The 26,283-nt window shown below is 72.0% G+C and carries 19 protein-coding genes and 1 tRNA gene; 8 read left to right on the top strand and 12 right to left on the bottom strand.

The genetic code is table 11. The features are described 5' to 3' along the window. Positions 1–175: 175 nt before the first annotated feature. From P3T29_RS02625 to P3T29_RS02605, 5 genes are read right to left on the bottom strand one after another with little or no spacing between them, the layout of a single operon-like run. Positions 176–1,897, bottom strand: coding sequence for a thiopeptide-type bacteriocin biosynthesis protein (locus P3T29_RS02625; RefSeq protein ID WP_280714567.1), 1,722 nt, complete (start codon positions 1,895–1,897; stop codon positions 176–178). Beyond that, positions 1,888–3,102, bottom strand: a complete 1,215-nt coding sequence (locus tag P3T29_RS02620) for a nitroreductase family protein (RefSeq protein WP_280714566.1) — start codon at positions 3,100–3,102, stop codon at positions 1,888–1,890. Before P3T29_RS02620 ends, P3T29_RS02625 begins: the two co-directional genes overlap by 10 nt. Continuing rightward, the gene (locus P3T29_RS02615) at positions 3,099–5,048 is read right to left on the bottom strand and encodes a TOMM precursor leader peptide-binding protein (protein ID WP_280714565.1); all 1,950 of its coding nucleotides are present in this window, start codon (positions 5,046–5,048) and stop codon (positions 3,099–3,101) included. The genes P3T29_RS02620 and P3T29_RS02615 overlap by 4 nt, the downstream gene beginning before the upstream one ends. Then, positions 5,045–6,775, bottom strand: coding sequence for a hypothetical protein (locus P3T29_RS02610; protein ID WP_280714564.1), 1,731 nt, complete (start codon positions 6,773–6,775; stop codon positions 5,045–5,047). Before P3T29_RS02610 ends, P3T29_RS02615 begins: the two co-directional genes overlap by 4 nt. Continuing rightward, positions 6,772–9,513: a lantibiotic dehydratase gene (locus tag P3T29_RS02605; protein WP_280714563.1), complete on the bottom strand. Its 2,742-nt coding sequence runs from the start codon at positions 9,511–9,513 to the stop codon at positions 6,772–6,774. The genes P3T29_RS02610 and P3T29_RS02605 overlap by 4 nt, the downstream gene beginning before the upstream one ends. Positions 9,514–9,754: 241 nt before the next feature. Between P3T29_RS02605 and P3T29_RS02600 the strand changes: the two genes are divergently transcribed. Continuing rightward, on the top strand, positions 9,755–9,934 hold the full coding sequence (locus P3T29_RS02600; protein WP_280714562.1) for a hypothetical protein: 180 nt from the start codon (positions 9,755–9,757) through the stop codon (positions 9,932–9,934). 157 nt (positions 9,935–10,091) lie between these two features. Next, on the top strand, positions 10,092–13,064 hold the full coding sequence (locus tag P3T29_RS02595; protein ID WP_280714768.1) for an AAA family ATPase: 2,973 nt from the start codon (positions 10,092–10,094) through the stop codon (positions 13,062–13,064). A gap of 145 nt (positions 13,065–13,209) precedes the next feature. On the opposite strand, the gene P3T29_RS02590 is transcribed toward P3T29_RS02595, so the two are convergent. After that, complete coding sequence (locus tag P3T29_RS02590; RefSeq protein WP_280714561.1) at positions 13,210–13,896, bottom strand: ribonuclease H; 687 nt, start codon at positions 13,894–13,896, stop codon at positions 13,210–13,212. A gap of 177 nt (positions 13,897–14,073) precedes the next feature. After that, positions 14,074–15,291, bottom strand: coding sequence for a DUF4185 domain-containing protein (locus P3T29_RS02585; RefSeq protein ID WP_280714560.1), 1,218 nt, complete (start codon positions 15,289–15,291; stop codon positions 14,074–14,076). Between the two features lie 390 nt (positions 15,292–15,681). Here P3T29_RS02585 and P3T29_RS02580 point away from each other — a divergent pair, with 390 nt between their 5' ends. After that, a complete protein-coding gene (locus P3T29_RS02580; protein ID WP_280714559.1) occupies positions 15,682–16,713 on the top strand; it encodes a helix-turn-helix domain-containing protein in 1,032 nt (343 codons plus the stop codon). An 836-nt stretch (positions 16,714–17,549) separates the two neighbouring features. On the opposite strand, the gene P3T29_RS02575 is transcribed toward P3T29_RS02580, so the two are convergent. Continuing rightward, positions 17,550–17,621, bottom strand: a tRNA-Val gene (locus P3T29_RS02575). Positions 17,622–17,810: 189 nt separating this feature from the next. Between P3T29_RS02575 and P3T29_RS02570 the strand changes: the two genes are divergently transcribed. The 4 genes from P3T29_RS02570 to P3T29_RS02555 all read left to right on the top strand — a co-directional run bounded on the left by P3T29_RS02570 (position 17,811) and on the right by P3T29_RS02555 (position 21,081). After that, positions 17,811–19,067: a hypothetical protein gene (locus P3T29_RS02570; protein ID WP_280714558.1), complete on the top strand. Its 1,257-nt coding sequence runs from the start codon at positions 17,811–17,813 to the stop codon at positions 19,065–19,067. A gap of 82 nt (positions 19,068–19,149) precedes the next feature. Continuing rightward, complete coding sequence (locus tag P3T29_RS02565) at positions 19,150–19,695, top strand: DUF4442 domain-containing protein (RefSeq protein WP_280714557.1); 546 nt, start codon at positions 19,150–19,152, stop codon at positions 19,693–19,695. 25 nt (positions 19,696–19,720) lie between these two features. Beyond that, on the top strand, positions 19,721–19,936 hold the full coding sequence (locus P3T29_RS02560; RefSeq protein ID WP_280714556.1) for a zinc ribbon domain-containing protein: 216 nt from the start codon (positions 19,721–19,723) through the stop codon (positions 19,934–19,936). Between the two features lie 125 nt (positions 19,937–20,061). Further along, positions 20,062–21,081, top strand: coding sequence for a TerD family protein (locus P3T29_RS02555; protein ID WP_280714555.1), 1,020 nt, complete (start codon positions 20,062–20,064; stop codon positions 21,079–21,081). A 51-nt stretch (positions 21,082–21,132) separates the two neighbouring features. On the opposite strand, the gene P3T29_RS02550 is transcribed toward P3T29_RS02555, so the two are convergent. Beyond that, positions 21,133–21,870 (bottom strand): Tellurium resistance, encoded by a 738-nt coding sequence (locus P3T29_RS02550; RefSeq protein WP_280714554.1) that lies wholly within the window; start codon positions 21,868–21,870, stop codon positions 21,133–21,135. A 494-nt stretch (positions 21,871–22,364) separates the two neighbouring features. Here P3T29_RS02550 and P3T29_RS02545 point away from each other — a divergent pair, with 494 nt between their 5' ends. Beyond that, positions 22,365–23,435: a DUF2637 domain-containing protein gene (locus P3T29_RS02545; RefSeq protein ID WP_280714553.1), complete on the top strand. Its 1,071-nt coding sequence runs from the start codon at positions 22,365–22,367 to the stop codon at positions 23,433–23,435. A 133-nt stretch (positions 23,436–23,568) separates the two neighbouring features. On the opposite strand, the gene P3T29_RS02540 is transcribed toward P3T29_RS02545, so the two are convergent. The 3 genes from P3T29_RS02540 to P3T29_RS02530 form a co-directional block, all read right to left on the bottom strand. Next, positions 23,569–24,651, bottom strand: coding sequence for a DUF475 domain-containing protein (locus P3T29_RS02540; protein WP_280714552.1), 1,083 nt, complete (start codon positions 24,649–24,651; stop codon positions 23,569–23,571). A 108-nt stretch (positions 24,652–24,759) separates the two neighbouring features. Beyond that, entirely contained in the window at positions 24,760–25,335 is a 576-nt protein-coding gene (locus P3T29_RS02535; RefSeq protein WP_280714551.1) for a TerD family protein, read from the bottom strand. Between the two features lie 326 nt (positions 25,336–25,661). Next, positions 25,662–26,237 (bottom strand): TerD family protein, encoded by a 576-nt coding sequence (locus P3T29_RS02530; protein ID WP_280714550.1) that lies wholly within the window; start codon positions 26,235–26,237, stop codon positions 25,662–25,664. Between the last annotated feature and the right edge of the window lie 46 nt (positions 26,238–26,283).

Genomic DNA, 26,283 nt, shown 5'->3' with positions numbered 1-26,283 from the left:
TAGCCGGCCCGGTGTGCCGAACCGGCCGCGCCACAGGCGACAGCGGCCGGCCGTCAAGATCCAGTGTCGGGCGTCCCAGGGGCGGACGGAAGGATATTCTCCGCCGACCCTCATCGTCACGGACGGTCCACACCGGCCTGAACGGCTCTGGGCGGTCGTCAGGGAGCCGCTCACCTCACTCGGATCGGCGGCGGCTGACCGGCAGGAGGTAGGCGAGCACCTCGTCGACGCCGTCCAGCATGAACAGCTCGTGTGCGACGTCGTCGTAGAAGCCGCCGACCGTTACCAGGGACAGCCGGGTGGCCGCCGCCGTCAGGGCCAGGTTCTGCGCGAGATGTCCGGCCTCCAGGAAGGCGAACCGCAGCGCGCGCAGCCCGTAGCGCTCGCGGAGTGCGCCGAGGTCTACGTAGAGGCCGACCAGCGCGGGCACCGCCGACACGTCGAGGTACTGGCCGGGCAGGGCCTGGCGGCCGAACCCCACGTACGCGGCCGCCAGTTCATCGGTGGTCGGCGCCGCGCCGATCGGCAGCATCGTCCGGCTCACGGGGTCGAGTTCGTACGTGCCTGGGCTCAGCCCCTCGACCTCGCGGACGATGAGCCGCAGCCGGGCGGCGTACGACGCTCCGGCGCTCGGGTACGGGCGGGGCACCCTGCCGTGGGCGTCGGCTTCGGCCTGTCCGGCGTGGGCGGACCACAGCAGGGTGCCGAGTTCCTCCGCGCGCAGGTCCGGGCCGAGTTCGCCGCGCGCGCTCGACCGGCGGGTCATCGCCTCGGCCAGGGGCATGCTCGGCGGCGCTCCGGCCGGCAGGGCCACCGGCGGTCCGGCGAACGGGCTGCGCGGCGGCTGCTGCGGGGCCCGGGGTGCGTTCCTCGGCTGCTGCCACTCCATCCGGCTCGGTGCGAAGTTACTGGCGTCGAGGTAGCGGCGGTCGACGGCGGCCGGATGGTCGGCGAAGAAGTCGGTGGTCCCCTCCGGGGCGAGGAGTGAGGAGGCGATGAACCACTGGAGCGAGCGCTCCTCGTCGGGCAGCACCCCCATCCGGTTGAGCAGCATGTGCAGTTGGGAGGACCACACCTGCAACCAGCGCTCCCGGTCGGCCTCGGTGTCCGCTTCGGCGTCCGGCTCCAGGCGCGCGCGGGCCGTCCTGACGCAGGCGGCCCACTGGTCGCGCAGCCGCGTCCCGGAGCCGTCGGACGCGTGGATGTCGTGCCAGCGCCGGACGACGGCTGCGGACTGGGCCGCCGCCACTTCAAGCGCCGAGCCCTGGACGGTGGTCGGGGCCAGGGCCGTGGCGTCGGGGTGCCGGCGCCAGGCGATCGCGCCGCGACGCAGCCACCGGACGGTGCCGAGCGGGTCCAGGTCGAGCGCGATCGCGGTGGCCAGGATGAAGTCCGTCGCGGCGGCCAGCCGCCTGGCCGGCTCGGGAGTGCGCGCGACGGCGGCCGTGGCGATCGCGCTGGACCGGCAGAACACCTCCTCGGCGATCGGCAACGCGGCGGCGCCGCCGTAGCGTTCGGTCTCCGGCTCGTAGCGGGACTCGCACACCTCGCCGTGCCCGCGCGGGGCCTCCGGGCCGCCGGCTGCCCCACGATCGGCCGGCTCGACGGAGTACGGCGCGGCCCGTACGGCCTCGGCCAGCTGCTCGCACAGCTCCTTCGTGGTCGCCGGGTCGGCGCCCAGGGCCCTGATCCGCAGGTGGTGTCCGTGCTCGGAGTAGCGGACGAAGAACCAGCCCTCGATCCGACCCGCCGCGCACAGGGCCTCCATCAGCGGTGCCAGGGTTCCGGTGACGAAGGCGTCGGTGTGCTCGGGCCGCCAACGCAGGAAGCAGTGCACGCTGCTCCAGGGAGCGGCGGACACGGGAGTGGGGGCCACGGGAGCGGGAGTCAGGGCCATGTCGGCTCCTCCGGGGAAGTCAGGTCGTAACAGAAGTCCAGGGCCCGGGGGCGGCCGATGAGCAGCATGTAGACGGCGTCCTCCCCGGGGTCGGCCCGTATCGCGGCCTCGACGGCGGGTTCGTCGAAGCTGCGTACCGGACGGCAGAACAGTCCCGCCGCAGCAGCGGCCGAACAGACGTGCTGTGCGGCCGCCCCAGCGCTGAGCAGCGTGTCCGGGTACCCGGCGGGGCCCTGCCCGCGTACCACGGCCCCGATATCGGCGGTGATCATCCAGACCACGTTCATACCGGCCACGTCGACGTCTTCCGGGCCGAGTCCGAACGCGGACCGGATCCGCTCGGTGATCCGACCCGGCTGGAGGAGCACCGGCCCGTCGCCGTCCAGCCCGTACAGTCCGTCCGGTACGCCGGTCACCCCTCGGACGGCGAGCCGGTGCCGCAGGCGGTCCCCGGCGGGTGGCGCGGCGAGCGAGCCCTCCGGCGGGCGGCTGTCCCGGATCAGGCGGTGCAGGGTCCCGGCGGGCAGCGGCCTGGGATCCGCCGACAGACCCCGGGGGCTCAGTGCCGAACTGCGGGTGGCGCGCACCCGTTCCCAGGGCCAGGTCGCGGCCGTGCCGTGGCTCAGCGTCACCTCCGACACCACGCCGGATCCGCTCTGTGCCCGTGCGGCCAGCCCGGTGGCAAGGCCCGCCTCGACGAGAGCCGCGCCGAGGTGGCCGGCCTCCAGGAGGGCGAGCGCCTCACGCAGGGTGCCGTAGCCGTCGGGCAGCCGCCCGGGGTCGACGGTCAGCTCGATGTCGGCCGAGGTGACGGTGGACGGATCCGGGAGGCGTGCCGGTCCTTCCAGCAGCAGCCTGACCGGATCGATCGCCCAGCGCCGCCCGCCGAGCCGCAGCGTCGCGTCCACCAGGTACGCGGAGCGCGCGGACGGGTAGGCCCGGTGGTCGTTGTACATGTTCCAGGGCTCCCAGCGGCGGGGGGCCAGCCCTGCGGTCAGCGTCCGCACCAGGGCCGGGCCGAGCAGCGGGATGTCCGCGAGGCGGCTCAGCTCCACGGAGTGCGCCGGTCGGTTCCTGGCGGGACGTACGGTCCGGTGCGACGCCCGGACCGACTTGCCGGGTCCGTGCCCGTAGGCGGTGGCCAGCTCGGTGCGCGTCGGGTCGGCCTCGGTGCGCGCCGGGTCGGCCCGCTCGGCGGGGCTCACGGGAAGGGGTGGGGGTCGAGGGCGAGGTCCTGGTAGCCGGGGCGGGCCGGCAGCCGGCCCAGTCGCCACGGTACGTCCAGCAGCCGTGGCAGACCGAGGGTCCGGCGGTAGACCTGACCGAAGGTCATCGGAAGCGCGCCCGGCACGACCACCTTGGCCGCGTACAGGCCGAGGCTGTCGCGCACGACCGGGTCCGTCTGGTCGACCACGACGACGTCCATACCGGCCCGGACGACCCGGGCGGCCAACTCCGTCAGCAGGGCACCGAGATCGGGTACGGGTTGCGGCCGGCCGGGCCAGACCTCCTGCCACGGTCGGGGAGGCGTCCGGTCCGCGAGCAGGAACTCGAAGCGTGCACGGGCTTCCGGCAGGGTGTACAGGCCGATGTGATCGTCCATTCCGGCCACCAGCACCGGCTGGTCGAGCATCGGCCGCAGGCGGTCCCGGTCGAACTTGGCGGGCCGGGCGCGGGCCTGTTCCGCAGCGTGTTCGAGGTTGACCACCGCCTCGACGGCGGCGGAGCGGATCGCCTCCCGGGGGTCCGGATGGGCTCCGGCCGCGAAGAACGCCTGCGGGGCCGGGGACTCGGTGTCGCGGCAGAGTACGAGCGAGGCCACCACGGGCACGCCGAAGTCGTTGTCGGCCGCGAAGAGCAGCAGGTCGTAGCCGAGCGAGTCGAGCCGATCGACGAAGTGGCCCACCAGCGGGTCGTCGTCGGGCGTCGCCACCCGGGTCAGGGGTGTGCGCGCGTACCAGGCCATCAGGAACGCGTCGCGCTCGGCGACCTCCAGCAGACCGTGCAGCACCGCCTCCTCCAGGCTGTTGCCGAGACCGCAGCCGTTGGAGCTCTCCAGGACGAACCTCGCCGGTCCGCCGCCGTCCGACGCGGCGGGCAGGCCCCAGTACGCCACCTGCTCGGGCACCGCCAGCGCCCGGTCCGCGCCCATCGACCAGCCGTACACCCAACTCATCGACAGATCCGGGGTGTAGCGGGCGAGCCGGAACTCCGGCAGCTCCAGCACGTCCGGTTCGAACAGCCCGAGCCGGGCCGGATCGAGCGCGCGCTCGGGTCCGAGCTCGGCGAAGCTCCCGTGCAGCACCGTGCGCTTGCCACGCGGGATCATCCCGGTCATCCGCTCGACGGCTTCGAACAGCGCGATCCGTTCGGCCTCGGCGAAGGTCGACGAGCGGCCGTATCCGCCCTCGCGCTCCTCCCAGTGGCCGACCACCTCGGCGCTGGCGACGGCTATCGGGTACTTGTCCGGACAGAACACGTTCGCCACCGGCCCCAGCCGCGGGTCCAGCAGCGCGGCGCGCAGCCCTGCCAAGGTCGTGGCCGGGTTGTCCTGACGCAGCCGGTACGGATCGGGCAACGGCCGCCGGGCGGGCGCGAACCTGGCCCCCTCCGCCGTGTCCTCGGGCAGCGGCCCGCAGAGCGGGCAACCACCGTGGCGAGGCCGGGACCGGTGGGTGGTGCAGGTGCCGTCCTCGGTACGGACCGCCCACACTGTGCCCGGCCGACGGGCCGGGTCGGCCAGAGGGCCGGCCAGGGCGGCGGCCAGCGCGTCGGCGGCGAGGGCGGCGAGCAGGGGCAGCACGGTCGGCGCGGTGATGCCGCCGAGGAGCAGGTCGCCCTGGTCCCGTGGGGTACGGCCGCCGATGGTCGCGAGCCGCTCGGTCTCCACGCAGCCCAGGCAGGCGGGGGCGTCGGGGTGCAGCAACGGCCCGATCAGCGCCGTGGATCCGTCGAGCCGGACGGGCAGCAGCGTCGCTCCGGTTCGCCAGGCATGCGCGGAGAGGGCGTCGGCCTGGTCCGGGGTCCACTCGTCCAGTGCCACCACCGCCGGGGTGGTGGCGGTCAGGGCCGCCGCGAGGTCCAGGACCGGCCACGGCTGGCCTGAGTCGGCCAGCTCGGTGGCGAGCAGGTCGCGCAGCCGCTGCGTCACGGCGTGACCTCCAGGGTGACGAACCCGGCTGCCGCCAGCGCCCGGGTCAGTGGGCTGCTCGGCGCGACAGGGGTAAGGGGCGCGCGGGTGCCGAGCAGGCGGCGCAGCTCCTGCTGCAGGACGGTTTCCGCTTCCGCTTCCCCGTCCGCTGCGGCGGTGGGCGTGGCGCCACAGGGTGCGTACATCACCGCCGACGGGTCGCCACCGGCCGCCCGCCACTGGAGCGCTCCCGCTGCGGCCAGCGCGCAGAAGGCCGCCGCGTCCGTCGGGGTGCTCTCCACGGCCCAGCCCAACAGCTCGCTGCCGGTGCGCAGTTCGGCGTGGTGGACGCCGGTGGCCAGTCGGCGTACCCGTAGGTCCGCGTGGACCCCGAAGCGCAGCGTCACGGCCTTGAACCAGCGTCGGGCCTCCGGGGACGCCCACTCGGCGGCGTCGAGCTCGGCGGCGGCCGGCTCCGTGCCCTCCGGACGCCGGTGCTGCTGCCGGTGGACCAGCCGGCGCAGCAGGACACCCTCGGCGTGCGTCGCGTCGGCGCCCACCACCCGGTCCGCTGAGCCGTCCGCCACGCCGGCCAACTGCTCTGCGGCCCCGACGGCAGCGCTCAGCCGGGCCAGACCGGCATCGGTGCCGATGCCGCAGACGACGCCAGCGCCGACGCGGCACCGGGCGAGTCCGGCCGGCAACTGAGGCAGGTCGTGGAGTTCGAGTACGGGCAGTACGCCGGTCTCCCGGTCCGCCAGGGCCTCCACCCGGAGCAGCGCGGCGGCCCGGTCGAGCCATCCGCCGGTCGAGGGTGCCCGCTCGACCGAGGCCAACCACGGGTGGTACTCGGCACGCAGCGGGTCGAGGCGGGCGACCAGGGCTGTCGGATGGCGGAACGTGGCCGCCTCCGTCGAGGGTGCGTCGGCCAGCGGGTCCTCGCCGGGGTCGGGCAGACCGGCGATCGCGCACACCAGGCGATGTGCGGCGGCACCGCCGACCAGTGCGGCGAGGACGGCAGGCGACGGCGCCCCGGCGGACAGCCCGATCCGGTCGGCGATTGCCGCAGCCTCGCTCAGTACCGGATCGTCCGCACCGGACGGAGCTGCGAACACCGGTGTCACAAAGCCGACTTCACCGCCGACGGCAACCGACACCGCCACCTCGGCGGTGGCGAGCAGAACGGGCGACGTCACCTCGGCACCCGCTCGGATCACCGTAACTCCGGCCCCCGCGAGGGCCCGGGCCGCAGCGGCGGCAACCGGACCGGTTCCGCAGACGGTGACCGACGCGGGCCGGAGCCGCTCCCACGCGTCGACGGGATCCGGTGCGACGGCCGCCAGCCAACCGGCGATCCGCTCGGGCGGATCACCGGGTCCGGACGACTCGCCCCAGCCCGGCGGTACCGCGACCAGCATGTCGTGTTCGTCCAGCTGCCCCACCATCATGGCGACCGCCGCCCGGACGGCGGGGTTGGGACCCAACTCCAGCAGCTGTTCGCGGGAACGGCCGCCGGCCAGCGCCACCGAGACCGCCTGCCACAGCCGCCACAGTCCCGAGCCGCCGTTCATGGTGAAGCTCGACCGCGCCCCCCGTACGTGGACTCCGTCCCGCACCGGGCTGGCGTGCACGATCGGGCGCAGGCGCAGCACCACCGCGCGCTCCGGCGCGTCGTCCGGTGCACGATCCGGTACGCGATCCGGTACGTCGTCCTGCACGCGGTCCGCCGCGAGGGATGTGGCTGTCACGGGTGACTCCTGTAGGTCTCGGCGACGATCTCGACGGCGTACGCGCCCACTCTCGGCTCCGGCAACGCCTCTTCGAGGATCACGCCGCCGGGGTAGCGGGCGAGGGTGCGGGAGAGGCAGCGCAGGTGCAGGGCACTGCCGAGGTCCACGTACTGGGACTTGGGCTGTTCGAAGAAGGAGGTGACCGCACTCAGTGCGGTGCCGTCCTCGGGCGGCGCTGCGGCGACGAACACCCGTTCAGGGATACCGAGTTGGGCCCGCCAGCGGGACGTGGCGAGTGCGGGTGGCTCCTGGTCGAGGTCGGCCCGCCAGGCTCGTACCGTCTCAGCCGTGAGCAACCACTTGGCGCGGGAGACGATCACCTCGCGGTAGCGCAGCCGGGGCCGGTACCGGATCCGGCCCACGGCGGTGTCCCGGCTGCGGGTCGGCACCAGGCCCTTGCCGAGGTCGACGATGCCCGACCCCAGGTCGTTCAGCATCGGCATCAGCCGCCTGGGCAGCACGAACGGCGAGAGGAATCCCAGGTACAGGACGTTGACCAGCTCGCCCGTGGCGGCGACCCGCAGTCGCAGTTGATCGTCGGCGTCGTCGTGGACCAGCTGGAGCTGCTCCGGCCGAAGCATTGCCCAGGCCGGGAGATCCGGCAGATCCGACACTTCCTCAGCGACCAGCAAGGGGTGCAGATTGGCGTTGAAGCCGAGCACCGGGCGGATCTGGGCGACCCGTTCCGCGCCGGGGAGCGCGTCCGCGATCCGGGCCGAGACCAGTGCCTTCGCGCTCGGGTCGAGGTGGTCGAGGTACCGGCTGGTGAAGCGTCCCCAGCCGCCGTAGACATGGTTGACGCACAACCGGGTGGCGCCGTCAGCCGGGACGGGCTGGACGAACACCCCGTACGAGGCGGGGCGCCTCCGGAGCCAGCCCGGCCCTCGGCGCGCGGCCTCGGCGACCACCTCCTCCGGCAGCACCACCTCGCCGCCATCCGTTCCGCCGCCCGATCCGCCGCCCGATCCGAAGGCCGTTACTGCGGCAGCCAGTTCGGCGCGCAGTCGCAGCAGCTCCCGCACCTCGCGGCCGACGGGCTGCCCGTCGCCGGGGGCGGCCGCCGAGCCGACCGCCGGGTCGGCCTGATCTACGAGGTCGAGCGCCCGCCAGGTGTCGGTGAACTCGTCGGCGAACTCGCCGACCACGTCGCAGCTGCCGCCGACGCCGAACCGGGCGACGAACCGGTCCCGCGCCATCCGGCGGATCACCGCGTACTCGTCGAACAGCTCGAAAAGGGGCGCGAGTCGGGCGAGGTCCAGTAGCGCTCCGCTGCCGTGACCGCCGCCGAGGTTCTGCACCGTACGGACGGCGACGTCCTCGGTGAGCGGTGCCCGGTGGCCCGTGGGCACCGCGCCGACCAGCGCGAACGCCTGCGACCAGCGGGACCGGATCCTGTCCAGACAAGGGGGCCTGGCCGCTGCGGGCAGCCGCGCGTACCGCTCGGTGTCCGCTCCGATGTCGGCCAGGACCGCCGCCGGTTCGACCAACCCGACCTCGGCCAGCCAGTCGGCGGTCTCGCGGACCACGTCCGCCGACTGCGGATCGACCGGGTACACCGGCTGGAGCAGCCCCTGGTCGATGAGTGAGCCGACGTACGCCGTCGCAGCGCGCTCCGCCTCCTCCCGGGGGCCACCGAGCCGGGCGGCGATACCGCTGGCGAGTGCGCCCGGCTGTATCGCGCCACCGGCCCCGACGGTAGCGAGCACATGGCGCAGCGGTGCGCTCAGCGGCACGGTCACCTGCTCTTCGGGGAGCTCCTGCGCGGAGGTCCCCTCGCCCAAGGGCGTTCGGCGGTAGACCAGTTGTGAGCCGTCCGAACGCAGACCCGGTACGAGCCGGTAGCGCGCCGCCGCACGCAGCTCCGGGCGTCGGAGCACCGCCTGCACCAGGGCTTCCAGCGTCCACCGGTCCACCTGGGTCACCGCCGACGGCTCGGCCGCGCCCGGTAGGCCCGGCCCAGGTACATCGGCGTCCTCGTGCCACTCGTTCCAGCGGCCCCAGCCGACGTGCGAGAACCAGGACAGTGGGGCGGTCTTGGTGACGGCACGCATCGCGTACCGCAGCACGGTGGCCTCGGACTTGCGGGCTCCCCTGTCCGGGTCAGCGCCCTGGGCGGCCGCCCGCCGCACTGCACGCAGCAGATCCGCGCTGGTCAGGGCCACCGCGCGCTGCAGCTCCTCGGCCCGGCAGAGCGCGGCCAGCGCGGTGCGGTCGCTCTCCAGAGCGGGCCCGGTCAGCGCGTCGAGCAGCGCGCCGATCCGGTCGATCTCGTCGCGCGCGGTCAGCCACTCGTCCAGCAATGGCAGTAGCGACGACGGCGACGGCAGCTGCCGGGCCAGGTCCGCCCACGCGGCCCGCAGCGACGGGCGCGGCGATCGGCGGTTGTGCACGTCACGCCGCAGCGGAAGCAGCACCCGCCCACGGGCATCCGGCCGCGCGGAGCCGGCCAGTTCGTAGAGGGCGTCGCAGAGTTCGGGACCGGCCTGTTCGCACCAGGCGGTCAGGCCGACCAACCGTCCGACCTGCGCGCGGTACTCGTCCCCGACCGGCGAGGGCTGCGGGGCGGGGAGCGCCACCGTCCGGACCACGGCGTACGGCGCCACCGACACCGCGCCCGGCGCGGCGGGCGCGACATCGATACCGAGACCGACGCCGAGGCCGAGACCGAGACCGATGCCGACAGGGGTGTCGATCATCTGGTTCTCCTCGGCTGCCGGTCTGGTGAGTGCGAGGCTGGCAGCCGCTCCGGCCCGGCAGCATCGGTAGAAGTACCGAATCAAGTACCGAATCGACTACGTACAACTCCGGCAGGCCGGTTCCGAACCGGTTGCGTAAACCGATTAGGTACTTCTACCGATTGCCGCGCGTGGATGACGGGCCGACAGTGTGCACAGCTGTGATGTGACACACAACCACACGAACGGAAATGGGACAGACGTGAACCAGACGATCAGTCACCTCGACATCAGCACCACCGGCGACGAGTTCGACCTCGCCGACCTCGACCTCGGCGCGCTGACCGTGGTCGGCATGAACGACTCGGCGACGAAGCCCGAGCGGGCCGCCACCTTCAGCATCTGCTCGTGCTGCTGCACCATCCCGATCAAGCTCGAATGACGTGACGGACCGGGCGGGCGCCCAAGGCGCCTGCCCGACCGTCCGGTCAGAGCCAACTACAGACCGTAAACCCCTTCCCGTACGACGGTATGATCACCTCAGACGTCAACGGCCTGGGGGTCTGCACGTGTCCGCTGTGGAATCCGCTGTGGAAGACATGCCGTGCGGCGGATCTGCCCGGCACTCCGGCCGGACACCCTTCATCAGCAGGTCCGCCGAGATCGACCGGCTCGACGCGGTGCTCGACCAGCTGGGCGGGGGCGGCCCGGCGGTCGTCGACATCACCGGTGGGCCGGGCATCGGCAAGAGCAGGCTGCTGGACGAGTTCTGCCACCGCGCCCGGAGTCGTGGCGTGACGGTGCTGCGCGGCCGGGCCACCGAGTACGAACAGCACGTCCCCTTCCAGCCGTTCATCGACGCCTTCGCCGACCTCGACCCCCTGGCACTGCTCAGCACCCCCGCACTGGCCAGGACGGCCGCACCGATCCTGCGCGGCATCGCCGGGGTCCCGGCCCTACCGGCAACGCCGGGTGGCGTCGACCGTTTCGGCCTCTACCAGGCGGCGGCCGGCCTGCTGACCCACCTCGGGCGGACGGGGATCATCGTCGTACTGGACGATCTGCACTGGGCCGACCCCGCGTCGCTCGAGCTCCTCGACCACCTCATCAGACATCCCGTCAGCACCTCGGTGGTGCTGGTCGTCGCGCGCCGCGACCGGCAGGCACCGTCGTCACTCGCGGCCGCACTCACCCGTGGCGTCGACTCGCGAGCGGTACTCCGGATCGACCTGGGGCCGCTCGCCCGGCACGAGTGCGTCCAGCACCTCGCCTCCGACGTGCCGCCCGCCCAGGCCGTGGAACTCTACGCCGCGAGCGAGGGCAACCCGCTGTACTTCCTCTCCCTGCTGCAGGCACACCGCGCCGCACGGCCCCACCCCGGCCACCCCGGCCACCCCGCCTCGCCGTCGGCGGATCGCACCGATCTGCTCCGCGACGCGCCGACCGGGCTCAGCGCACTCCTGCTGGACGAGCTGACGCCGCTGACTCCGGCCGAACGACGGACCATCGAGGCGGTCGCGGTCCTCGGCGACCACGCCACCCCCGAGACACTGCGCCGCACCACCGGACACCAGGACGCGGAACTCGACCAGGAGACGGCTCACTTGATCCGACGTGACCTGATCCGCGCCGGTCCGGACGGCCGGTGGGCACTGCGCCACCCGGTGCTCCGGGGGCTGGTCTACGAGCACACCGACATCCGGCGGCGCGCCGCGTTCCACCAGCGGGCGGCGGCGGCACTGGCCGACGCCGGCGCACCTGCCGTCGAGCGGGCGCACCACGTGGAGCGGTCGCTGACCGGCTGGGACCCGGCGGCGGTCGACGTGCTGATCGAAGCGGCCGGACAGAGCGCCGCGACGGCTCCGGCGAGCGCGGCCCACTGGCTGCGGACGGTGCTGGCGATCCTGCCCGACACACCCTCGTACGCGGTGCGGCGGCGCGAACTCAAGCTGGCACGGGCCCGGGCGCTCGGGGTGACCGGCCGGCTGCGGGAAAGCCGCGATCTGCTGCACGAGCTGATCGGCGAGCCGGGGCCGGCGGGCGACACCGTCCGGTGCGCCTCGGTGGCGCTGTGCTGCCTGACGGAGCGTCACCTCGGCAACTACCGGGAGGCGGCGGCCTTGGTCCGCCGCGAACTGGCCCGGCCGCCCGGCCTTTCGCCCGGTCTGTCACCCGGCCTCTCGTCCACCGAGGTGATCGCACTCGAGGTGGAACTAGGTGCGTGCGCGCTGTTCGCGGCCTCCTACCCGGACATCCGGGCGGAGGTCGCCCGGACCATCGATCACGCCCGGTCCATCGGCGACGAGTCCGGCGAGGCGTACAGCCTCGCGGTGGCCGCAGTCGGCGAGGCGTACGAGGGCGACATGAGCGCGGCCCGGAGCTTCGCCGTGGCGGCCGGCGGCCTGGTGGACGCGCTGACCGACGGCGGTCTCGCCAACCTGTGCGAACCCCTGGGCGGGCTGGCCTGGGCCGAGGTCTTCCTGGAGAACTACCCGGACTCCGAACGCCACGCCGCCCGCGGAGTGGCCATCGCCCGGCGCAGCGGCCAGAGTTACGTGCTGCCGCTGCTGCTGCTCTGCCAGGCGTACGTCCACCTCAACACCTGCAGGCTGCCGTCCGCGCTGGAGCTGACCGAGGAGTCCGAGGCCATCGCGCGGTCGATCGGGAGCAGCGAACTGCTGGCCCTGTCGCTGGCCTCCAAGGCCCGGGTCCTGGTGTACGCCCGTCCCCCCGGCGACCCGAGCGCCCTCGCGATCGCCGAGGAGGCGGTCGCGGCGGCGGGCACGAGCACCAGCTGGTTCGCGTCCACCGCCTGGGGCGTGCTCGGCCTCTCGGCGCTGCGCGTCGGCGACCGGAACCGGGTACGGCAAGCCCTGCTGCACGCGGGTGACGACGGCGAACTGCGCGGGCTGCAACCCTCCATCCGCCCGCACTTCCTGGAGCTGCTCACCGCCGACGCCCTCGCCAGGAACGACCTCGACGCCGCAGCCGGTTGGGCCACCCGCTCCCTGCGGGAAGCGGACCAACTCGGCCTGCCGGCCCAGCGCGGAACCGCACTCTGCGGCCTGGCCCAGGTGGCGGCGGGCCGAGGCGAACCGGCCACGGCCGCCGAGCTGTTCACCGAGGCCGCCCAGGAGAGCGCGCGGTCGGGCGCCCTGCTCCGGGAGGCGTACGCCCTCCTGCTCGGCGCACCCGTCATGAAGGCGGCGGGCGACAGTGCCCGCGCGGCCACCATGTGGCAACGCGGCCTCCAGCTCGCCTCGAACGGCGGCGCGGCCCTACTGGTCGGCCTCGCCGACTCGCTACGCCCCGCGATCCTCGAAGCCCCCGGCGAAGTCCCGCACGGGCTGGCCACACTGACCTCCCGCGAGCTGGAGATCGTCCACCTGGTCACCGAGGGCCTCACCAGCCGGGCGATAGCCGCCCAGCTCTACCTCAGCCCCCGCACGGTCGAAACCCACCTCGCCCGGGTCTACCACAAACTCGGAGTATCCTCCCGAGCCGGCCTGGCCACCCTCGCCGCCCAACGCCCACCACAACCACTCCCGCCCGGGAGCCGTCACGACGGCTGACGCACCGGCCACTTCGGCGCCGGCGCGAGCATTCCGGTCGGCAACGAGCCGAAACCCGAAACGGGCCGGGCAGCCCGGCTGCCCGGCCCTCTGCCGACCGGCCCAGGCGACTCCGGACCGCAGGGGTGCGGGCAGCGCCGGACGCTCATGCTTGGGCGGCCGCGCACTGCGGGTGTCCCCAGCTCTGGCCGACCTTGGTGATCGTGTCGCCCTTGGCGTAGGGGCGGGCACAAGGGCACGTACCGGGGAACCGTGCGGCCAAGGTCGGCCCGCCGCCCTTGGAGCTCTTCGCCGTCGCGGCCGAGGCTGCAGGGCGGCGGCTTCGCGGGGCGGCGGAAGGGGCCGGGTCCGGCGCGGGGAGGTCGACTGCGGTGCCCGCCGCGCCCTGCTGGGTACGGGCAGCGTCGCTGGCGGCCTTGTCGGCGATCGCGTTCAGTGGATCGCCGTTCACCTGGTGCGCGGGAACGTAGACGAAGGTGACGTCCCGCCCCTCCAGGAGCGCGTCGATGCGCTGGATCAGCTCGCGGTTGGCCACCGGCTTGCCGGCGGCGGTCTTCCACCCGTTGCGCTTCCAGCCCGCCAGCCACTTGGTCACCGCGTCGCGGGTGTAAGTGCTGTCGAGCCGCACCTCCAACACCACGCCGGGGTCCGTCGCGGCCAGCAACTGCTCCAGCGCCGTCAGCTCGCCGACATTGTTCGTGTTGTGCCCGAGCGGACCGGCCTGCCAGCGCTGCGGCACTCCGTCACCGTCCGCGATCACATACGCCCAGGCTGCTGGACCGGGGTTTCCCTTGGCAGCTCCGTCACAGGCTGCGATGACTCGTTCGACCATGCACCGATCATCGCAGGCTGTGCGGCACCCTCGAAGTCACCTGGTGTGTCCGGCCAACGGCTCGCTGTCCCGTTGGCCGGACACACTCCCCCGCACAGCCGGATCCGGCAGTCAGGGAGTGGTGACCCGACCCCGGGGCGCGGGCCGGGTGACGGGGGCCGGGTGAGGCGGGCGTGGTTACGGGTTGATCCCGTCGTACTGGAGCACCCGGTACGGCGACGTCCCCTGCTGCCCGTTCCACTGCGAGACGATCAGCGTCAGCGAGTTCGCGTTCGCACTGCCCGGGTGGATGTAGCCGCCGTAGAGGTAGGGGAGCTGCGGCCGGCCCAAGTGGTTCGGCCGCCAGAGGCTGTTGCCGACGATCTGCGGCTTGGGCGCTGTCCAGACCGCGTCGGGGCGGGGCGCGGTGCGGGTGCAGATCGAGTAGTCGGCGACGTCGAAGTAGCTCATGCAGTAGGTGCCGTTGATCCGCTTGACCGAGAACTCCCCGATGTTGTTGCCGGAGAGGATGATCGAGGGCGGGGCCGCCTGGGTCCACTGCCAGGAGCCGCCCAGGTAGGCCCAGTTCTGCTGGGCGCCGAAGTTGCCGGCCCGGAAGTCGTCCGGCTGGATCCGGAAGAGCTGGATCGCGCCGCCGTCGGCGGTGTTGTGGTGGGTGCCGTTCCAGCGCTTGGAGAAGATGTAGAGCCAGCCGTCCGGGTCGATGCCGGCGAAGGACCACATGCCGTACATGGACTGGTTGTTGTGCTGGGTGTCGCCGGCCCAGTGGTACGGGTAGTCCTGCCAGGTCACGCCGTAGTCGTCGGAGTACGCCACCCCGGACATCAGCGAGCCGTCGTAGCCGGCCGGCGAGGTCCAGGTCGCCACCGAGGTGTACTGGATGTAGGTGCGACCGCCGAACTCGATGCAGTCGTTGGGGATCCGGCTGAACTCCCAGCCGTACCCGTTGTCCGTCTGGTGCGCGTAGTTGAACAGCTGGGCGGCCTGGCCGCCGGTGGGCATCGCCCAGGTGAACGAGATCGGCGAGCCGCCGCTGCTGTCGAAGTTCGACTGGGCGAGCATCACCGGCGAGCCGAGATAGGGATCGCGCTGCGCGGAGTTGGCCCAGGAGTCGCCGAAGACGTAGCCCCAGGAGCCGTCGTGCTCGCGGAAGTAGGGGATGCCGAGGTCTCCGGAGCCCAGGCCCTGGGCGCTCGCCGAGTCACCGGGCGTGTCGCACAGGGCGGCGCCGGTCTGCGCCATCGGCGCGACGGCCGCGCGTCGAGCGGCGGGGCCGGCGAAGGCGGAGCCGGCGGTGACGCCGAGCAGGCCCGCGCCCAGGGTCAGGCCGGCGCCGGCGCGGAGCAGCGAGCGGCGGGTGACCTCGCCGCTGTCCGGCTGGGAAGGGTGGGACATCGAGTGATCCTCCAGAGGGTGGGGTGCGGCCACCGATGGGCGGCGAGGCACCGCAGCGGGACTCCGGAGCCCGGATGGCGGGGTGCGGAGTGCGGTGTGCGGTGAGAGCGGCCGCTCGCTGACGGTGTGTGAACTACTGCACACGGCAGATCCGGCGGAAAGCCGAGTCGCGGCGCCCACGAAGCGATTGGATGTTGTCATGGCTGGTGCGAAACGAGGGCGCCACGCCCTATCAAACTCGGCCCGGGGCGCGCCGTCACGGCCTGCTGGCCTGCTCGGACAAAGGCCGGACAAAGGCCGGACGCGTCTGGACGAGGCTGCCCTCGTAGGACCGGACAGCTCGACGGACCGACAAGACGGTAGAGCTCGACAGACAGAAGGGACCAGCAGGTGGGACGGCAGGAACAGCCGCTCGATGCCGACGAAGGCCCCCTGGCGCTCTTCGCCCTGGACCTGCGCGAGCTACGACGCCAGGCCGGCAGTCCGCCCTACCGCCGACTCGCCACCCGCATCAACTACTCCGCCTCCACGCTCGCCGAGGCCGCCGCCGGCCGCCGGCTGCCGAGCGAGGCGGTGTTGGCCGCCTTCGTAACCGCGTGCGGTGGCGACCCGGTGGAGTGGGAACACCGCCGAGTACGCACGCACCGGCTGATCACCCGTCCGCTGGTCGCGGAGCCGGGCGCGGGCACGGAGCCGGGCGCGGAGCCGGGCCCGGGCGCGGAGGTCTTGACAGAAGGTCCACCGGCGTCAGCATCCGACGCAGCGTCGGCGCCACCGCAGGTGTGGCCACCGGCGCCGCGCCGCGTCCTCGGTCCGCTGATCGCGGCGGTGTTCGCCCTCGCCTTCAGCGCCTGCGTCCCGGGTGACTCCGCCGTACCCGGCGCACCCGGCGCATCCGGCGCCTTGGCCACCCTCACCACTACTCGGGCTCCGCTCCAGGGCCTCGCACGGTGGCTGCACCCCGGCACCGACATTCCCGCGCAGTACCAGGGCCTGATCGTCGAGGCCGGCACCAGGTGTCCCGAACCGGAGGTCACCCCGGCTCTGATCGCGGCCATGCTCAAAGCCGAGAGCGGCTTCGACCCGAACCTGAGCGACCCGGTCAAGGACGAGTACGGCATCGCCCGCTGGACACCCCGGGTGCTCCGCTACTACTTGCCGCCCGACCGTCAGGACACCGTTCCGGTACCGCCGTTCACCCCCGAGGACTCGATCCTCGCCGTTGGCCGGATGCTCTGCGCCATCGCCCCGGATCTCCAGGGCGTCCCGGGTGACCCGGCCCTCAACCTCGCCGCCGCCTACCGCACCGCCACCTGGGTGGTGCAGAAGCAGGACCAGGCCAGGCTCGCCGCCATCCGGCCCTACCTGGACCAGGTCGGCGGAAACCTCCAGCGCTACCGCCCGGCGCAGCATCCCTCCTGACCTGGCGCCGCCGAGGACCGAGAAGGCCACAGGTGGCGATCACCGCACTGCCATACGCTCCGGCAGACCCGCGCCCCGTCGTCGTCCCGACGCGACAGCCATCTTTGGCTTCACACACCGACGTTGGACTCCCTCCACCCATCCGCGCAGGCGATCCACGGCTTTTCGGTCGGTGCAGAGGCCGCGTCCAGGCGTCGGACAAGGGCGTCCGGCAGTAGGCGTCATCGCAGGCGTGTGCTGGTGGGGCGGGCAGATTCAACTCGCCCTCCCCCGAGCTGCGGCCTCGGCTTGGACTGTTCGTTGTCCGCCGTCGCCTCGAATGCGGCACGCCATGCCGTGGCGAGTCCGTTCCGGGCGGCGTCGAGAGCGGCAGCGGTGTTGCCACCGGGAACCGCGAAGCGGTGCACGATGTCGTCCAACCAAGCAGGCCCCTTGACCGACCAATCGGCTCAGGGCGTGCAGACTCTGCGCGATGAGCTGTTCCGCCAGCTCCCGCGTCAGCGGGGCACCGCATTCCTGCTGGGCGTCGATCATTGCCTTGGCGGTACCGGCGAGAAGGGCTGGGCCACAGGACGCGAGGTCGGTCACCCCTTGGGCCAGGTGTTGCCTTGGAAGAGATCAGCTACCCCGAAAACCCCGCCCTGACCTGCCAGTTCTCCAGATCGGAGCCACGAGAGGGCCTGAACGCCGCATTCTCGGAGCAGATGTCATCAAGAGCGCCAAAGAGGCTCTGACCTGCGGCGAAACGGGACAGAGAGTGGGGAGCCCGTAAACGCGAGGACGGAGGAAATGCGCCCCGATTTTCCGTTTTGGCCTGAAAATACGGCTGTTTTAGGTGGGCGCGGACGGTTTCGAACCGCCGACATCTGCTTTGTAAGAGCAGCGCTCTACCACTGAGCTACGCACCCCGAGTCGCGGCGCGCCGGGCGGACCGGCGGCGTACGACGAGAGGCAAGACTACCTGGTCCAGCGGGTGATGTGGTGCAGGTTTTGCGATGGGTGGGGCGGGCGGGGTGCCGGGTGAGGGCGGGGATCGGCGAGAATGGGCGTGGATCGGGCGGTGGATCGGGCGTGCGTGGCTCAGCAGGGAGCGTGGCGTGAGGGTGGCCGGCGGCGGTGGCGGGCGGGGCGGCTGGTGGCGGCAGCGGAACGACGGGCAGCAGGCGGCGGCCAGGGCGGCTCGGGATGCGGCGCAGGAGGCGTTCTACGAGCTGGACTCGACCCAGCGTGACGTGCTGCTGGCGGTGGAGACGGTGCGCGCCGCCGAGGACAGCGGTACGGCACGGAAGGCGCTGAGCGACTTCCAGGACATCTCGACCCGGATCGACCAGGTGACGGTGGCCTATCTGGCCGCATTGGACGCCCATGACCTGGACGCCCCGGAGCTCGACCCCTCGGTGGCCTGGCAGGCGCAGCAGCAGCTGGAGCAGGCCCGGCGCGAGCTGGCGGCGAAGCAGACCGAACTGACCAACTTCCTCCAGCGGCTGCAACCGCTGGTGCAGCACGCCGAGGCCCAACTGGTCCGGGTCGCCCCGGCCGTGGAGAAGGCGAAGCGGGCGCTGCTGGCGGCGACGACCGCGCTGGAGGCCGTCCGGGCGGCCGGGCTGAGGGCGGACGACCTGGCGGCCGGGCTTGCCCAGCTCGCCCCGGAGCTCGGACGGCTGAACGAGGGCGTGGCCAAGCACGGGGTCGCCGGGACGCTCCAGCGGGCCGACGACGTCGCGCAGCGCGCCGACGCCGTCCGGAGCGCCGCGGAGCAACTGCCGGAGCGGGCCCGGGAGACCGACCGGCGGCTCGCCAGTCTGCGGACACGTACCCAGGCGCTGGAGACCAGGGCCGGGACGGTCGAGCCCGTGTTGAGCGAGCTGCGGCGGCGCTTCAGTGCCGCGTGCTGGCAGGACCTCCAGCAGGTGCCGACGCAGACCGTCGAGGCGGTACGGCAGGCGCGGCAGCAGCTGTCCGAGGCGGCGCGGGCCCGTGACGAGCAGCGCTGGCCGGACGCCACCACCGCCATCGGAACCGTCCGCACGCTGCTGGAGACCGCCGACGGCTCGGTGGCGGCGGTGGCGGAGCGACTGAGGCAGCTGAACGAGGTCGAGCACGACCCGCACCGGGAGATCGAACGGGCCCGCTTCGCCGTACGCGACGCCCAGCGGCTGGCGATGGCCGGCCGCCAGGCCCCGGATCCGCGCCACGCCACGCCGCTGGACGCGGCGGTGGCCCGGCTGGACCGCGCAGTGGCCTCCCTCGACTCGGCGGGCCGGCACCCGGACTACTGGCACTTCCTCACCGAACTGGCGGCGGTGCGCGAGACGGCCGCGCAGGTGGTGGCGATGATCCGGAGCGGTCACTGACACACCACGCCACTGACACACCACACCCGAGAGTGATCCAGGTCACGTTACTCGCGAGTAACTACCTTGCTAGAGTCGCCTCATGGCAGCACGTAAGCGCGCGATGAGCGCCTCCACCTTCCGGCGCGGGATCAACTTCTGGCCGCCGTTCCTGTTCGCGGGTATCCGCGTCCTGGCCATCGCGGAGGACTTCCGCTCGGCGAAGGTACGGCTGCGCCTCGGGCGCCTCAACCGCAACTACGTCGGCACCCACTTCGGCGGCTCGCTCTTCGCGATGACCGACCCGTTCTGGATGCTGCTGGTGATGGAGAACCTCGGTCGGGGCTACGTCGTCTGGGACAGCGCCGCCGAGATCGAGTTCGTGTCGCCCGGACGCGGTGACGTCTTCGCGGAGTTCGTGCTCACCGAGGACCGGCTGGACGAGATCCGCGAGCTGACGCGGGACGGCAAGAAGGCGCTGGTCTGGTTCGACACCGAAGTCCTGGGCGCGGACGGCACGATCGTCGCACGGGTGCGCAAGCAGGTGTACATCCGGGAGAAGCGTGACCGCCAGGAGGCTCAGCACCGACCGGAGGCAGAACGCCGGCCGGAGGCGGAGCGCCGGCTGGAGAGCCAGCCTGCATCCTGAGCCACCGGCTGGGTACGCTGCCGTCATGCCTCGCTACGACTTCCGCTGCCGCTCCTGCGGAGCCACCTTCGAACTCCGCCGCGCCATGGCCCAGGCCAACGACCCGGCCGTCTGCCCGGACGGCCACTCGGACACCGTCAAGCTGCTCTCCGCCGTCGCCGTGACGGGCAGCGGCACGTCCGCCGCCTCCGCCCCGCCGTCCGGAGGCGGTGGCTGCTGCGGCGGCGGGTGCTGCGGCTGAGACCGACCGGTCCAACCCCGCCGCCCGAGCACAGAGCACCTCCCACCGGACAGCGCACCGGGCGCCTCCGTCAGACCGGGGCCCGCATTGTCCGAATGGGTGGCGAACGGGCAGGATGGTTCGCCATGACGCACGTGATGGCCAAAGGCGCCAACATCTCGCTGACCGCAGCCTCCGTGCGCGCCGTGCTGCGCTGGAACGCGACTCCCGGCTCGCCGGACGTGGACGTGTCCGCGCTGCTGCTCGGCCCGGGCGGCAAGGTCAGGTCGGACGCCGACTTCGTCTTCTACAACCAGCCCAGCCACCCCTCGGGGCTGGTCCGGCACCTGCCCAAGCAGCAGCCGGCCGGCGGGGGCGAGGTGTCCGACCTCGTCGAGGTCGACCTCGCCCAGCTGCCGCCCGAGGTGGAGCGGGTCGTCCTGGCGGCGTCGGCCGAGGGGGGCACCTTCCCGGCGGTCGCCCAACTGCGGCTGCTGCTGCACGACACCGGCAGGGCGACGACGACCGTACTGACCGAGAGCATCGAACCGATCGCCGAGTTCGCCGTCACGGACACCGGCGAGGTCAGCGCACTGGTGGCCGCCGAGCTGTACCGACGGGACGGGGGCTGGAAGTTCCGCGCGATCGGCCAGGGCTACGCCGCCGGGCTCGGCGGGCTGGCCACCGACTTCGGCATCGCGGTCGACGACGAGGACACCCCGGGCAGCCGTCCCACCACCCAGCCGGACCCTCGCGACGAGCCGGGCACATACACGCTGGCACCCGCCGTCCCAATGCCCAGCGCACCGCCCCTGCCCCCGCCGCTCCCCCCGCAGCAGCCCGGCTACACCTACCAGCAGGCCGCCCCGGCGGCGGCGTACGGCTACCCCCAGCAGACACAGCAACATCACCAGCAACCGCAACAGCCGCAGCAACAGCAACAGCAACAGCAACAGCAACCAAGCTACGGCTACCCACCCCAGCAGCCCCCGCCGAGCTACGGGTACGGCTACCCGCCACCGCCGCCCCAGCCCCCGCAGCAACAGGCCGCACAGCAACAGCAAGCCCCCCAGCAGCAGGCCCCGCAACAGCAGCAGCAACCCCACCACCAGGAGCAGGCGCCCATCGTCCTGCCCCTGCAGGGCCCGCAGTTCCAACCCCGCTGACGGCCTGCGAACGACGCCCACACCACGCCCCAACAGCGCTCAAGCGCCTGCCTACTCCGTCTTGTACCCGCGCTGCCACTGCATCCCGAACCCGTACAGCCGGTCCAGGTCCGACTGGAAGCCGTGCACGTACCGCACCTCCCGACGGACCGTCAGCTGGCCGTCCCCGGTGTTCTCGATCAGCACCACCGCACACGAACGGGCCGCCGCCGCCCGCTCGTCCAACTGGATCTCCAGACGGGGACCGCTCTGCGGCACGATGGTGACGGTCGCGTGCGTCTTGTCGAAGGCGGGCGTGTCGTCGTAGATGTAGACGAAGACCAGCAGCCGCTTGAACTGGTCCTTCTTCTCCAGGTTGATGTACATCGTCTCGCCGGAGGGCGCTCCGTACACGTCGTCGCCGCTGAGCTTGATGTACGGCGGCCGCTGCAGATCGCCGAAGAACTTGCCCAGCGGCTGCACCACACCCCTTGTGCCGTCGGCGAGTTCGTACATGCAGGCGAGGTCGAGGTCGACGTTGACCTGCTGGCTCTGGCGCTGCTGGGTGTCGGGCTCCATCGGCCGCAGGATCCGCAGGTCGAAGAGCTTGCGCAGCGCTCCCCTGGTCGACGGCGACGACGCCCTGGTCTGCCAGTGCAGGTTGACGTACAGGTAGCCGGTGGTGGCGGCCTGGCCCGTGATCGCGTGGTGCGGCTGCGACTTGGTCAGCGTGATCTTCTGCTGACCCCCGGAGTAGGTGTTGTCGAAGGTGTTCCGGTCCCCCCTAAGAAAACCCCAGACCGAGACCATCGTGTCCTCCCCAAGCCGCCCTGCCCACCGGCCGACACCCCATGATCCGTCGGCCACCCTCCCATCGTGCCCGGGAAACGGCCTCCAAGACCATAGGACCCGCCCGAGCGTCCCCGAACCGATGCACCGGGACCAGCCACCGAGGCGGGCCGGACCCACCGGACCGAGGCTCCAGAGATACCGTCAGGTCCCCTCGTCACCGGACTGGCAGACCAATAGTCATCTCCCGTACGCTGCGGTTCCCCCGGACGCGATATCGTCTAGCCGCACAGGTGTACTTTCCCTCCTGGACGGGTACGCCCGGCGCCCCGGTGGCAGCGACGCACCGTCAGGCCCGGCGCGCCCGAGGGAGGGCGGCCCTGTGCCGCACAGCGATCACACCCCCCTGCCCGTTCCACGGTGCCGCGGTGGACGGCGGTGGCGCCCCTCGGCGCGGCCGGCCTCCGGCGCCGCTGCCCTGCCCCGAACTGCGGAAAGCCGAGGCCCAACCCGCAATGAACCTCTCCTCCATACAGCTGACCTGGACGATCATCGGCGGCGCAGTCCTGCTGCTGATCGCCGTCCTGTTGGCGACCCTGCGCGTCAAGAGCACCAAGGCCGACGAGGGCGGTGACTCCTGGGAGCGCACCGAGGAGCGCCGCCGCCGCAAGGAGATGGTCTACGGGATCGCCTCCTACGTGCTGCTGTTCTGCTGCGCCGGTGTCGCGGCAGCGCTCTCCTTCCACGGCCTGGTGGGCTTCGGCATGGAGAACCTGGGCCTCTCCGGCGGCTGGGAGTACCTCGTCCCGTTCGGCCTGGACGGCGCGGCGATGTTCTGCTCGGTCCTCGCCGTGCGTGAGGCCAGCCACGGTGACGCCGCACTCGGCTCCCGCCTGCTGGTCTGGGTGTTCGCGGTCGCCTCGGCCTGGTTCAACTGGGTGCACGCGCCGCGCGGTGGCGGGCACGACGGCGCCCCGCAGTTCTTCTCCGGCATGTCGATCTCGGCCGCGATCCTCTTCGACCGCGCGCTCAAGCAGACCCGCCGGGCCGCCCTGCGCGAGCAGGGCCTGATCCCCCGTCCGCTGCCGCAGATCCGCATCGTCCGCTGGATCCGCGCGCCGCGCGAGACCTTCGCCGCCTGGTCCCTGATGCTGCTGGAGAACGTGCGCAGCCTGGACGAGGCCGTCGAGGAGGTCCGCGAGGACCGCCAGGCCAAGCAGGACGCGAAGCTTCGCGCCCGCAACGCCGACCGCCGCGAGCGCGCCGAGCTGAAGGCCATCTCCCGCCAGAGCGGCATGCTCTCCCGAGCCCGGGGCGGCCGTCAGGTGCCCGCACTCACCGCAGCCGGTGCCGGAGACGGCCAGCCCGCTTCGGAGCCTGCCCTAGCCGAAGACCCGATGGCCAAGGTCGGTCCCTCCGCGCTCGAACCCGCGGCGCTGAGCGCCGGACGCCGCCCCCGCGCGGCCGTCAGCAGCTACAGCAGCATCGACCTGACCTCGGACGACGACACGCTGGCGATGCCGAAGCTGGACTCCCTGGACTCGCTGGAGCGCAAGCTCGCCGCCATCGAGCGCCAGCTCGGCTGACCGGCACACCGCAGGCCGCCTACCGCGCCACCACACGAAACGGCCCCTCGCACGCGAACCGTGCGAGGGGCCGTTGGCATGCGGGCGACGACCGATGACCGGCGGCCGGCGACCGGCGGCCACGCTGCGGGCGTCAGTCGGCGGTGCCGGCCCCCAGTTCCTGTTCCCGCCTGTTGCGGACCATCGACGTGACCAGGGCAGCACCGATGAAGGCGACGCCGATCAGTCCGGTGGCGATCTCCGGCACGTGGTACTCGATCGAGACCAGCAGGATCAGCGCCAGCGCACCGATCGCGTAGTGCGCGCCGTGCTCCAGGTAGACGTAGTCGTCCAACGTTCCCTTGCGCACCAGGTAGACCGTCAGCGAGCGGATGTACAGGGCGCCGATGCCCAGGCCCAGGGCGATCTGGAAGATGTTCTGGGAGATCGCGAAGGCCCCGACCACGCCGTCGAACGAGAACGAGGCGTCGAGCACCTCCAGGTACAGGAACAGGAAGAACGCGGCCTTCCCGGCCACCCGGACGATCGACCGTCCGCTCGCGGCCGCCTCTTCCTCGGCGGCTTCCTCGTCCTCCAGGCCCGATTCGAAGACGCTGGAGAGGCCGTTGACGGCGAGGTAGGTGGCCAGGCCGAGCAGCCCGGCGAGCAGGACCGTTTCGGCATGGTCTCCGGCAAACCGGTTCGCCGCCACGGCGAGCAGCACCAGGGCGGTCACCGAGGAGAGTGCGTCGAGCGCGCCGGCCCGCTCCATCGGCCTCTCCAGCCAGCTCAGCCAGTTGAACTCCTTCTCCTCCAGTATGAAGTCGAGAAAGATCATCAGCAGGAAGATGCCGCCGAAGGCCGCGATGGCCGGATTGGCCAGCGCCAGGAATTCGCCGTAGGTGTGGCCGTTGTAGGTCCTGCTCGAGTCCAGAGCCAGCTCGATGACGGTGGCCGGATTCAGATGCGCCGTCAGCCCCACCACCAGCAGGGGGAAAACGAGGCGCATACCGAAGACGGCGATCAGTACGCCGATGGTGAGAAAGATCTTCTGCCAGAACGGATTCATCCGCTTCAGAACGGTCGCGTTGACGACCGCGTTGTCGAACGACAGGGAGATCTCAAGGATCGAGAGGAGCAGGACGACGCCGAATCCCTCGGCCCCCCAGATCAGTCCTGCGGCGATCAGACCAGCAGCCGTAATGGCGAAGGACCATCTGAATGTACGGAGGAACACGGAGTCGGTTACCTTTCGAATTCGAGGAGGACCGGACCCGCGCGTCCTGGCCGGGACGACTTCCCGACCAGGACGACCCGGCGTCAGATCCTGCCCATGGCATTAGCTTTACTGTACGTTTACCCCGAAATCCAGCGCGATGCCACGCAGGCCCGAGGCGTACCCCTGGCCGACCGCGCGGAACTTCCACTCGCCCTGGTAGCGGTAGAGCTCGCCGAAGATCATCGCCGTCTCGCTGGAGGCGTCCTCGGTGAGGTCGTAACGGGCGATCTCCTGGCCGTCGGTGACGTTGACCACCCGGATGTACGCGTTGCCGACCTGGCCGAAGCTCTGCAGCCTGGCCTCGGCGTCGTAGATCGAGACGGCGAAGACCACCTTGTCGACCTGCACCGGCACCTGGTCGAGCCTGACCACGACCACCTCGTCGTCGCCCCCGTCGCCACCGGTGAGGTTGTCACCCTGGTGCTCGACCGAACCCTCCGGGCTCTTCAGGTTGTTGTAGAAGACGAAGTACTCGTCACCCATCACCTTGCCGCCGCTGCAGAGCAGGGCGCTGGCGTCGAGGTCGAAGGGGGCGCCGGTGGTCGAGCGGGCGTCCCAGCCCAGGCCGATCTGGACCTGCGCCAGGTTCGGCGCGGCCTTGGTGAGCGAGACGTTCCCGCCCTTCGCGAGCGTGACACTCATGGCTGTACTTCCTCCAGTTCCCCCGTCGCCGGGGCTCCGTCATCACGGCACGCGACTCTCGCGTGCCCCACGGTGCCGCGGTTGGGCTCACCACAGGTGTATGCCACCGCAGCCCGTAGCGGGTGCTTACCGCCCCGCTGAACTTGCTGAACTCCGCACCTCACAGCTCCGGGACCGGCCACCTGACCGGCCGTCGAGCAGCCGTACGGCCGACCACTCGACCAGCCGTGCGACCGGCCCGGAAACAGCAGAGGCCGGGGCCGGCGGGAGCGTGCTATCCGCTCCGGCCGGCCCCGGCCTACAAGACTATGCGTCAGATCACGAGGTCAGACATTGACCCCGAAGTCCTGGGCGATACCGCGCAGGCCGGAGGCGTACCCCTGGCCGATGGCGCGGAACTTCCACTCCTCGCCATTGCGGTACAGCTCGCCGAAGACCATCGCCGTCTCGGTGGAGGCGTCCTCGGAGAGGTCGTACCGCGCGATCTCCTGGTTGTTGGCCTGGTTGACCACCCGGATGAAGGCGTTCCGGACCTGGCCGAAGCTCTGCTGGCGGTTCTCGGCGTCGTAGATCGAGACCGGGAACACGATCTTCGTGACGTCCCTCGGCACCGTCGCCAGGTTGACCTTGATCGCCTCGTCGTCGCCCTCGCCCTCACCGGTGAGGTTGTCCCCGGTGTGCTGGACCGAGCCGTCCGGGCTGGTGAGGTTGTTGAAGAAGACGAAGTTGCCGTCCGAGCCGACCTTGCCTGTCTCGTTGCAGAGCAGCGCACTGGCGTCGAGGTCGAAGTCGGCCCCCGTGGTGGTGCGGACGTCCCAGCCCAGGCCGACGAGCACGGCCGACAGACCGGGCGCCTCCTTGGTGAGCGAGACATTGCCGCCCTTGCTAAGGCTGACACCCACTTGTCCTCCAAGAATCGGGAGGCACGCCGTGGTGCCCCGGGAAGTG

This window comes from Kitasatospora sp. MAP5-34 (assembly GCF_029894335.1).
Taxonomy (GTDB): domain Bacteria; phylum Actinomycetota; class Actinomycetes; order Streptomycetales; family Streptomycetaceae; genus Kitasatospora.
The sequence above is the reverse complement of the archived record's forward strand: the minus strand, read 5'-3'. Positions and strand labels throughout refer to the sequence as shown.

Coding starts and splice junctions, on each gene's coding strand:
- P3T29_RS02545 (WP_280714553.1), top strand. CDS start 22,365: ATGAACCTCTCCTCCATACAGCTGACCTGGACGATCATCGGCGGCGCA.
- P3T29_RS02590 (WP_280714561.1), bottom strand. CDS start 13,896: ATGGTCGAACGAGTCATCGCAGCCTGTGACGGAGCTGCCAAGGGAAAC.
- P3T29_RS02595 (WP_280714768.1), top strand. CDS start 10,092: ATGCCGTGCGGCGGATCTGCCCGGCACTCCGGCCGGACACCCTTCATC.
- P3T29_RS02555 (WP_280714555.1), top strand. CDS start 20,062: ATGACGCACGTGATGGCCAAAGGCGCCAACATCTCGCTGACCGCAGCC.
- P3T29_RS02550 (WP_280714554.1), bottom strand. CDS start 21,870: ATGGTCTCGGTCTGGGGTTTTCTTAGGGGGGACCGGAACACCTTCGAC.
- P3T29_RS02625 (WP_280714567.1), bottom strand. CDS start 1,897: ATGGCCCTGACTCCCGCTCCCGTGGCCCCCACTCCCGTGTCCGCCGCT.
- P3T29_RS02565 (WP_280714557.1), top strand. CDS start 19,150: ATGGCAGCACGTAAGCGCGCGATGAGCGCCTCCACCTTCCGGCGCGGG.
- P3T29_RS02535 (WP_280714551.1), bottom strand. CDS start 25,335: ATGAGTGTCACGCTCGCGAAGGGCGGGAACGTCTCGCTCACCAAGGCC.
- P3T29_RS02560 (WP_280714556.1), top strand. CDS start 19,721: ATGCCTCGCTACGACTTCCGCTGCCGCTCCTGCGGAGCCACCTTCGAA.
- P3T29_RS02605 (WP_280714563.1), bottom strand. CDS start 9,513: ATGATCGACACCCCTGTCGGCATCGGTCTCGGTCTCGGCCTCGGCGTC.
- P3T29_RS02585 (WP_280714560.1), bottom strand. CDS start 15,291: ATGTCCCACCCTTCCCAGCCGGACAGCGGCGAGGTCACCCGCCGCTCG.